Below are 7,640 nucleotides of genomic sequence, written 5' to 3'. Positions count from 1 at the left end.
CTATTTCGTACACACTCTGTATATTAAGTCGTACATATATATTAAGACTGGGAATCCCGCCACCGCTGGTTTTGCCTGATTTTGGATTCATTCCCCTGCTCAGTAGCCTTGTAGAAGGTTTGGTCTGCTATCGAATCGGGCAAATATTGCTGCTTCACATAATGATTCGGATAATTATGTGGATATTGATAGCCAACATGACCGAGCTTTTCCGAGCCTTTGTAGTGTGCATCACGCAAATGGAGTGGCACCTCGGCCGATTTGATATCGTCCATAGCCGACATGGCCCGTGAAATTGCCGTATATACGGCATTCGATTTGGGGCTTTCCACAGCAAACAAAATGGCCTGTGCAATGTTCAGTTTGGCCTCGGGCCAGCCGTTATTGCGATAGGCTTCAAGCGCACTCACCGCTTGCACCATTGCCTGCGGGTTCGCCAGGCCAATGTCCTCACTGCTCGCAGCGATGAGGCGGCGGATAAAGGTCATCGGGTCCATGCCGAGCTTTTCTACGGCGTACAGAAACCAGAACAGCGCGGCGTCGCTGGAGCCGCGAATGCTTTTGTGAAAGGCCGACAGCACGTCATACTGCGTGGATTCATCTGCTTTGACAATCGGGCGACGGATGGATTCCTCTGCGACTTCCAGTGTCACGTGAATCGTGCCGTCTGCCAGCGGAGGCGTCGTGAGCGCCGCCAGTTCCAGCGCGTTCAAAGCGCGGCGGATATCACCATTCGCCATGGACGCGATGTGAGCCAGTGCAGCTTCATCTACCTGAAGCTGCATGTAGCCGAGCCCTTTGTCCGCATCGCTCAAGGCACGGCGCATAGCAGCCAGCGAATGCTCCTGCGTTAGCGCTTCAAGCTGGAACAACGTAGAACGGCTCATTAAAGCGCCGTTGACGTAGTGAAAGGGATTTTCAGTGGTGGCGCCAATAAACACGATCGTGCCCTTTTCCACCGCAGGCAGCAGTGCATCCTGACGTGAACTGTTAAAACGATGTACCTCGTCGAGAAACAAAATGGTTTTTTTGCCATACATCGATTTATTCGTCTGTGCCCGGTCAATGACTTCTCTTACGTCTTTCACAGATGCTTCTACAGCATTCAGACGTACAAAATCTCCTTGCGTGTGTTGTGAGATGATATGTGCCAGCGTTGTTTTGCCGCACCCCGGTGGTCCGTACAACAAAATAGAAGAAACCTGATCTGCCTCTATAGCTCTTCGCAACAGCTTACCCGGACCCACAACATGCTCCTGTCCAATATATTCATCCAGCGAAGTCGGACGCAAGCGATCCGCAAGCAACCGATTGCTTGGCGTTGACTCTTGGGAATATGAAAATAAGTCCATTTCATTCACTTCCTTATGGTTTATGAACGAACACTTTCTCTTTTTCTTTGAAAACATACTATGTTCGCTCATACGGTTGAAAATCATGAAAATTCAAGTCATCTATAATCCTGATACGGTGTAAACCGCCTCTTATTCTACCATATCCGTTAACAAGTTGCAGATAGCATGGTCACGGTACAGCTGTAGATCTCCAAGTCAGTCGCTTACAAAAAAAGAAAGAACAGCCTTAGACGAAAGATGAATTTCGTGGCTGTTCTTCGACTCACATGACTTCATAATTTCCATCACTAAGATAAACAGTAAACAAAAAGGAATACAACAACTCAGGCGATGCTTTACAACGCTTTTTCTGCTTACTCCGTCTGTGCCTGTACGTAACTAGGAAGTGAGCCATCATGCAATAGCCACAGCTCATGCAGCGCACGGGTACATCCTACATACAGCAGCTTGGCATCCCATGCCCGTTCTCCATAATGCTCATGGTCGGCATCCGCCACAATAACTGCATCGAACTCCAGACCTTTGGATAGGTACACAGGCAGTACCGACAATCCGCCTTCATATTGCTTTTTACCACCGTCAATCAAATTCACATCCAACCCCGCGCTTGTGAAAACCTCATGTAGCTCCACAGCCTCTTTTAAGGTACGGGTCAGCACAGAAACAGTACGATACTCCTTGGAGGACAGCTCTTTTAGAGCGGTGAGCAAACTCTGCTCACGCACCGATGAGTCGTAAGACATCGTACGCACCGGATCGCCACTACGAAATACCGGAACTGCCGTAATACCGCCGCGAACTCCCTGCTCCAAAATCGTGTTTGCAAATTCTATAATTTCCAAGGTTGATCTATAGCTCCGCGTAAGTGCAAAATACCCTGTATGTTCCGGCGCAAAAAGAGAACTCATTTCCTCCCACGCATGTACGCCACGGTATTCATGAATGCCCTGCGATAAATCGCCTAGTATAGTGAAGGAATGCCCTTTCACGAACAAATCCAGCAATGCGATATGAAAAGGTGAAAAATCCTGCGCTTCATCAATGACCACATGGTCAAAACGTTGAGATGACTCTACCTCATGAATCAGCACGTGAAGATACACTAACGCAGTCAGATCTTCTTCACGGATAATCTGTTTTCGCAGGTCCGACTGTGTGGTCTTAAAAATAGCAGTTGGCAGAGAAGCCTTCATCTCCGCAGCCGTATCTGCGGGTAACCCTTTAGCTGCCTGAAAAAGCTGCTTATAGAGCGTCAGTGCGTCATATTGTGGCCATTTTTTAGCATATGCCTTTTCCCGTGTCCCTGCCTTTTTCTTGCGTTCCTTGAGCGCTGCCGCCGAAGGCGACTTTTTCAGTTCCATTTCAATCCAGCGGTGCACTCTTGCCAGCACACGCTCCTTCCGCTTCGCGAGCGGATAAGGCTTATATTCCTCATTAAACCAATTCAAAATCTCAGCTTGTGGCAGCACCGCTCCATCCCATGGTGAAAAATCCCCCTCGGGCACGGAGATGGGCTCCAGTCGTTCAACAAAAGCTTGAAGCAACTCCATAAAATGAACCGAACCCTTGAATCTTCCCGGCGCCTCATCCATGGATTCCTTTCTCAGACTGCCACTCTCAAACCAATAAGATAACGTTTCGGCAGGATCAGCCAAAGGTAAATCCAAACCCAACAAGTCCAATGCCCAGTCTGCAAATGTACTTTGCTGAATATTCCCGACCCCCAGCTCTGGAAGTACATCTGAAATATAGTCGAGAAACATATGGTTTGGTGCGAAAATCACCATTTTGTCCGCTGATACCTGATCCTTGTATTGATACAGCAAAAATGCGAGACGATGCAGCGCTACCGTCGTCTTGCCACTACCCGCTACCCCCTGAATAACGAGGGCAGTATTTTTAGCCGCGCGGATGATCTGATCCTGCTCCGCCTGAATGGTAGACACGATATCCCGTAAACGGTTATCCTTGTTTTCTCCCAAACGATAAACGAGAAACTCATCAGAAACGGCAGGCTCGTCGCTTTCACGATTATATGTATCGGCTACCCGTTCCAGGATTTTTTTCCGAATGACAACATTACGCTTCAGATAGACCAAGCCCTCAATGGTTCCCTCAGGAGCTTCGTAAGACGCGGTTTCTTCACCACCTGTAAACGAATAAAACAAGCTGGCAATCGGTGCACGCCAATCAATCACCAGCGGATACGCTGACGTTTCTTCACGCTCCACTCCAATTTTACCGATATAAAGTGGCTTCCGCTGCCCTCTGCCACGCTCGTCAAAATCCATACGACCAAAATAAGGCTCCTGTGAGCTTTTGGCCAAAGCCTGACGTTTTTCCTCCCGTGCCGATTCCAGCACTTGCTCCGTAAAATCATGCCCGGTGTACACCGGCGTATTGCGAAGCCGTTCCAATCTCCGATCAATTTCCTCCATAGCAAGCGACAGCCTGTGCTGTTCTTCTTGATAGGCACTTTGAAACTCATTCTCCATTTCAGTTACCTCCTAAGAATATCAAGTCTCGATTTCTGCATCGCATTCACTTGCTCCGACACAAAAAAAGGAAAGTAAGCGTAACACATTTAACCATAAAAATCCAACCTTATTTCCTATTATGCAGGTTTTCATATATGAAAGGCCTCAAGGCTCACTTCTACACAGCATCATTCACAATTATCTCTTTTCATAAAAAAACCCCTCTTACAGCAGTAGGTCTTTACGAATTAACCTGTCTGTTTTGAGGGGGACATATCACTTTGGGGACAACCCTTTTTCATTAAAATAGGTCGGCTATGAACCACATTGCCGTTATATTGCAGGTGGTGCTAGACATAAATATTCCAACATGATTGTGACTGCCAGTAAATCAGCGGAACCACCCGGACTAACATCTTTTTGCACAAAATCATCGTTCATTTGATGAATCATGGCGACACCTCTCTCTGACAAGATACCGCCCGCCTCTAGCGCCTGCTTGGCATATTGCTGGACATAGGTTAGCATCTCCCTATCGTGTCTACCAACGACATTCGTATCTTCGTTGACAACCATCAGTTGTAACAGGGTTTGAACACAGATATCATTCACATGGTATCGTTGCGATGACTTCAACTCACGATAGACGGGCAGAGCATACTCTCGCACAGTGGGAAAGCCTGCTTCCACCTCGCCACGTATGCCAGTCATGCCCCACTCTTTATATAACCGTTCGCCGACCGTTAAGCCTGTTGATTTTTTTAGGGATGCAAGCTCACTCGCACATAAACCTTTGGTCATCTGAGCAATGGTCTCACAAATTACTTGTTCATCCAGCCTGCTAGCAGTTGCTCGTGTCGTACAACAATACGCGGCGGCGGCACAAATAATTCCTAGCGAAAAAATAAGACCTTTATGTGTGTTCACCCCGCCTGTTGCGGCAAACATAGCCTGTTCTGCTTCCTGTCCCAAGGGGCGTAGATTCGCAAATAGTATACGGAGATCCTCTCCATGAAAGGAACCACCCGCCTTTGTACATCTTTCAAAATGGCCGGAAAGTGCGGCCGCACTAGACATAAACGTAAAGAAGTCCATATCCTTGTGAGCACCACGATTAAACCGATCTACGAGTCCCGGCTTTGGGCTGGCGGAGACCTCTGTTAGCAGCGCAAGGACAGCCTGTTGACCAAGGCTTTCACTTAATAGGCTTGTTGCAATCATACATACTAACAACCTTCTTCTCTGGATTTTTTAATGATGATGAACGATCATGCTCGTTTGACTACTTGTTGCTTTCGCGTATAACTGTCCACCAATGCTTTGATAGCTTCCAGCAATTCGGGAAGTGCATGTGCTCTACTCCGTCCACAACCATGCGCAGCCTGCTCGCACATGAGACATTTTCGCTTCCCCAAGCCAAGTTCATCTCTGGAGATTGCCCTTCCATTGGGTCCAATTACATCCAGATCCAGTGATCTTCCTAGTGGATGCCCATCTTCAATCGCGATGACCAAATTTTTCAATATTCGCGCGTCTGCCTGAACGGCAACATATGCTTCTGGGCCTGTTAGCAGATCATACGTTTCACTGTGCAGCGGTGTCATTTGGTTCACCGCCAGCTGACTCATCAAGATACGATAGCCTTCATGAAAAACGTATTTACTAGTTGGAGAGGACTTCTGTGGTCCCGGGATATTGATCGTCATGCTGATCAGAGGTACCGTGTACCTGCTGATCAGTTGTCTTTGTCTATCTACCCGGTTTTCGCGTGCCTGTAGCATTTCTTCAAGGGTAACCTCATATGAGTACATGTTATGACATCTCCCTGACACGCCTGATAATTTCTCCAGCTTCCGTTGACAATAAAAATTGATAGGTCGTGTCCGGTACAAGCTTCTTCACTTTATCCATTTGACCCAGACAGATATATTTACGGACCGCAGAGGCGCTGATTGCCTCCCCTTTCCATAGCAGTCGCGGTATTTCCTCTACCTCGATTCCAACGGAAGGCAGTATTTTTTTCATGATCGTGTTGTACCTGCGGGTCAAGTCACAGCTTGGCTCCTGACCGATATACCGTTTTTGAATATTTAGCAACGGAGCTATATACTGGCTAAATATTTTTAAATCTAGTAATATATGCGTACTTGCTGCCTCTTCATCATTTTTGAGAAAGTAAGAAGGAAACGTTGCGCCCGAGATGATATAGTCTTTGCCTTTGTGCAAGACCACATTGGCCAAATGTCTCACGCCTTCTTCCACTAGTCTGTATCTAACATCTGATGGAAAAATGGATTGGTCCTCCCAGACTACAAAAAGATGTACCTTTTCCCAAACCGCTGCTGCATGCTCGATTAAATGCAGATGTCCAAGTGTAAATGGATTACAGTTCATGACAATCACAGCCGAAGGCACAAGATCGCCCGATTCCTGCAAAAGCTCTTGCTGATACTGCTGGACACCATCCCATCGGTTTTCCAACAAGACAGCCTTGGAGGATTCCTCCACGATTGGATAAAAGCCGAGTTCCTTAAAAATTTGTTTATTTACAGGTTTTGTATAAATAAACAAGTGAGCCCTTCCCCGCCTGTATTCTTCATTTACTAAATGGCTAACGATTTGTGCCGATAGCCCCTGGTCTTTATAAGCTTCATCCACAGCAATGCACTTTAGTACACTGCCTGAAAAGGAACCTGTAGCGGCAATGTCGCTGCCATCTATAATTTCCAGCGTATATTCAATTTGATGGTCTATTCTAAGACCTTGGCGCTTGAGGAAATCGCGAAGCTTTCTTTGAGCGTCTTCAGAGGTTGGATTTAAAATCTCTTCACGCAAATGTTCCATCCACATAGCCATAATGATCACCGTTTTCTGCATGGAAGTCAGAATAAACAGAATGACGCATCCCACACTCTGTAAGCGAAAGGATAGGATGCGCATCCTGTTTATTTGTTCTGAAAAGACAATGTCTTTATTTTCTTACAACACCGCTTTGTTCTGCGACGATTTTTACTGCTTTACTAACTGCTGCACTTACTCTTTTGTCAATCGAATCTGGAACGATATAGGTATCATCAAGCTCCTCATCTGTTACCAGTTCTGCAATGCTTCTGGCTGCCGCTAATTTCATTTCCATCGTGATGTCCGTGGCTTTGGCATCAAACGCGCCTCTGAAAATACCGGGGAATGCCAGCAGGTTATTGATTTGGTTGTGAAAATCCGATCTGCCGGTCGCAACAATTCTTGCTCCGCCTTTGTGTGCTTCCTCCGGCAAAATTTCTGGAATTGGATTGGCAAGGGCAAAAATGATGCTTTCATTGCTCATGGTTTGCACCATTTCTTTTGTCATCACATCTGCAACCGATAAGCCGATAAAGATGTCCTTGCCTTTGATAACTTCTGCAAGACTGCCTGTTTCTTTATCGCGATTCGTCAGCTTGGCGATTTGCTGCTGAGGTTCATTGAGAGAGGTGTCGCCTTCGACCAAGGCACCATTAATATCGCAGAGAACCATACGCTTCGCTCCTGCAACAAGCAATAGCTTGGCGGTGGCAATACCCGAAGCTCCTGCTCCATTGATGAGGATGCGCACATCCTCCATTTTTTTGCCCACAAGTTTTAAGGCATTAAATAACCCTGCAAGCACAGCAACTGCCGTTCCATGCTGATCATCATGATAAACCGGAATGTTCAGTTTTTCTTTTAATTTGTCTTCAATATAGAAGCATTCTGGCGCCTTGATGTCTTCAAGATGAATGCCTCCAAAACCTGGGGCGATCACTTCAACCGTGCGCACAAACTCGTCTGG

At 46.8% G+C, this 7,640-nt stretch carries 6 protein-coding genes; all 6 read right to left on the bottom strand.

Going from position 1 to position 7,640, the window contains the following annotated elements:
* Positions 1–41 precede the first annotated feature (41 nt).
* Positions 42–1,352, bottom strand: a complete 1,311-nt coding sequence (locus GRP75_RS15810; RefSeq protein WP_160789774.1) for a replication-associated recombination protein A — start codon at positions 1,350–1,352, stop codon at positions 42–44.
* A 356-nt stretch (positions 1,353–1,708) separates the two neighbouring features.
* Positions 1,709–3,850, bottom strand: a complete 2,142-nt coding sequence (locus GRP75_RS15805; RefSeq protein ID WP_023989916.1) for a HelD family protein — start codon at positions 3,848–3,850, stop codon at positions 1,709–1,711.
* 315 nt (positions 3,851–4,165) lie between these two features.
* Positions 4,166–5,053 (bottom strand): triphosphoribosyl-dephospho-CoA synthase CitG, encoded by an 888-nt coding sequence (gene citG, locus GRP75_RS15800; RefSeq protein ID WP_160789773.1) that lies wholly within the window; start codon positions 5,051–5,053, stop codon positions 4,166–4,168.
* 47 nt (positions 5,054–5,100) lie between these two features.
* Positions 5,101–5,643: a citrate lyase holo-[acyl-carrier protein] synthase gene (gene citX / locus GRP75_RS15795; protein WP_160789772.1), complete on the bottom strand. Its 543-nt coding sequence runs from the start codon at positions 5,641–5,643 to the stop codon at positions 5,101–5,103.
* A gap of 1 nt (position 5,644) precedes the next feature.
* Positions 5,645–6,688, bottom strand: coding sequence for a [citrate (pro-3S)-lyase] ligase (gene citC, locus GRP75_RS15790; protein WP_202404163.1), 1,044 nt, complete (start codon positions 6,686–6,688; stop codon positions 5,645–5,647).
* A gap of 115 nt (positions 6,689–6,803) precedes the next feature.
* Positions 6,804–7,640, bottom strand: an 837-nt coding sequence (locus tag GRP75_RS15785; RefSeq protein ID WP_160789771.1) for an NAD(P)-dependent malic enzyme, incomplete at its 5' end; no start/stop codon positions are given.

Origin of the sequence: Paenibacillus sp. OT2-17, from assembly GCF_009827695.1 — a bacterium.
In the GTDB taxonomy this organism is placed as follows: Bacteria; Bacillota; Bacilli; order Paenibacillales; family Paenibacillaceae; genus Paenibacillus; species Paenibacillus polymyxa_B.
This window is presented reverse-complemented; position numbering and strand designations above follow the sequence as displayed.

Bases quoted from the DNA above. Each gene is read 5' to 3' on its own strand.
- citC (WP_202404163.1), bottom strand. From the start codon at position 6,688: ATGGCTATGTGGATGGAACATTTGCGTGAAGAGATTTTAAATCCAACC.
- citX (WP_160789772.1), bottom strand. From the start codon at position 5,643: ATGTACTCATATGAGGTTACCCTTGAAGAAATGCTACAGGCACGCGAA.
- GRP75_RS15805 (WP_023989916.1), bottom strand. From the start codon at position 3,850: ATGGAGAATGAGTTTCAAAGTGCCTATCAAGAAGAACAGCACAGGCTG.
- GRP75_RS15810 (WP_160789774.1), bottom strand. From the start codon at position 1,352: ATGGACTTATTTTCATATTCCCAAGAGTCAACGCCAAGCAATCGGTTG.
- citG (WP_160789773.1), bottom strand. From the start codon at position 5,053: ATGATTGCAACAAGCCTATTAAGTGAAAGCCTTGGTCAACAGGCTGTC.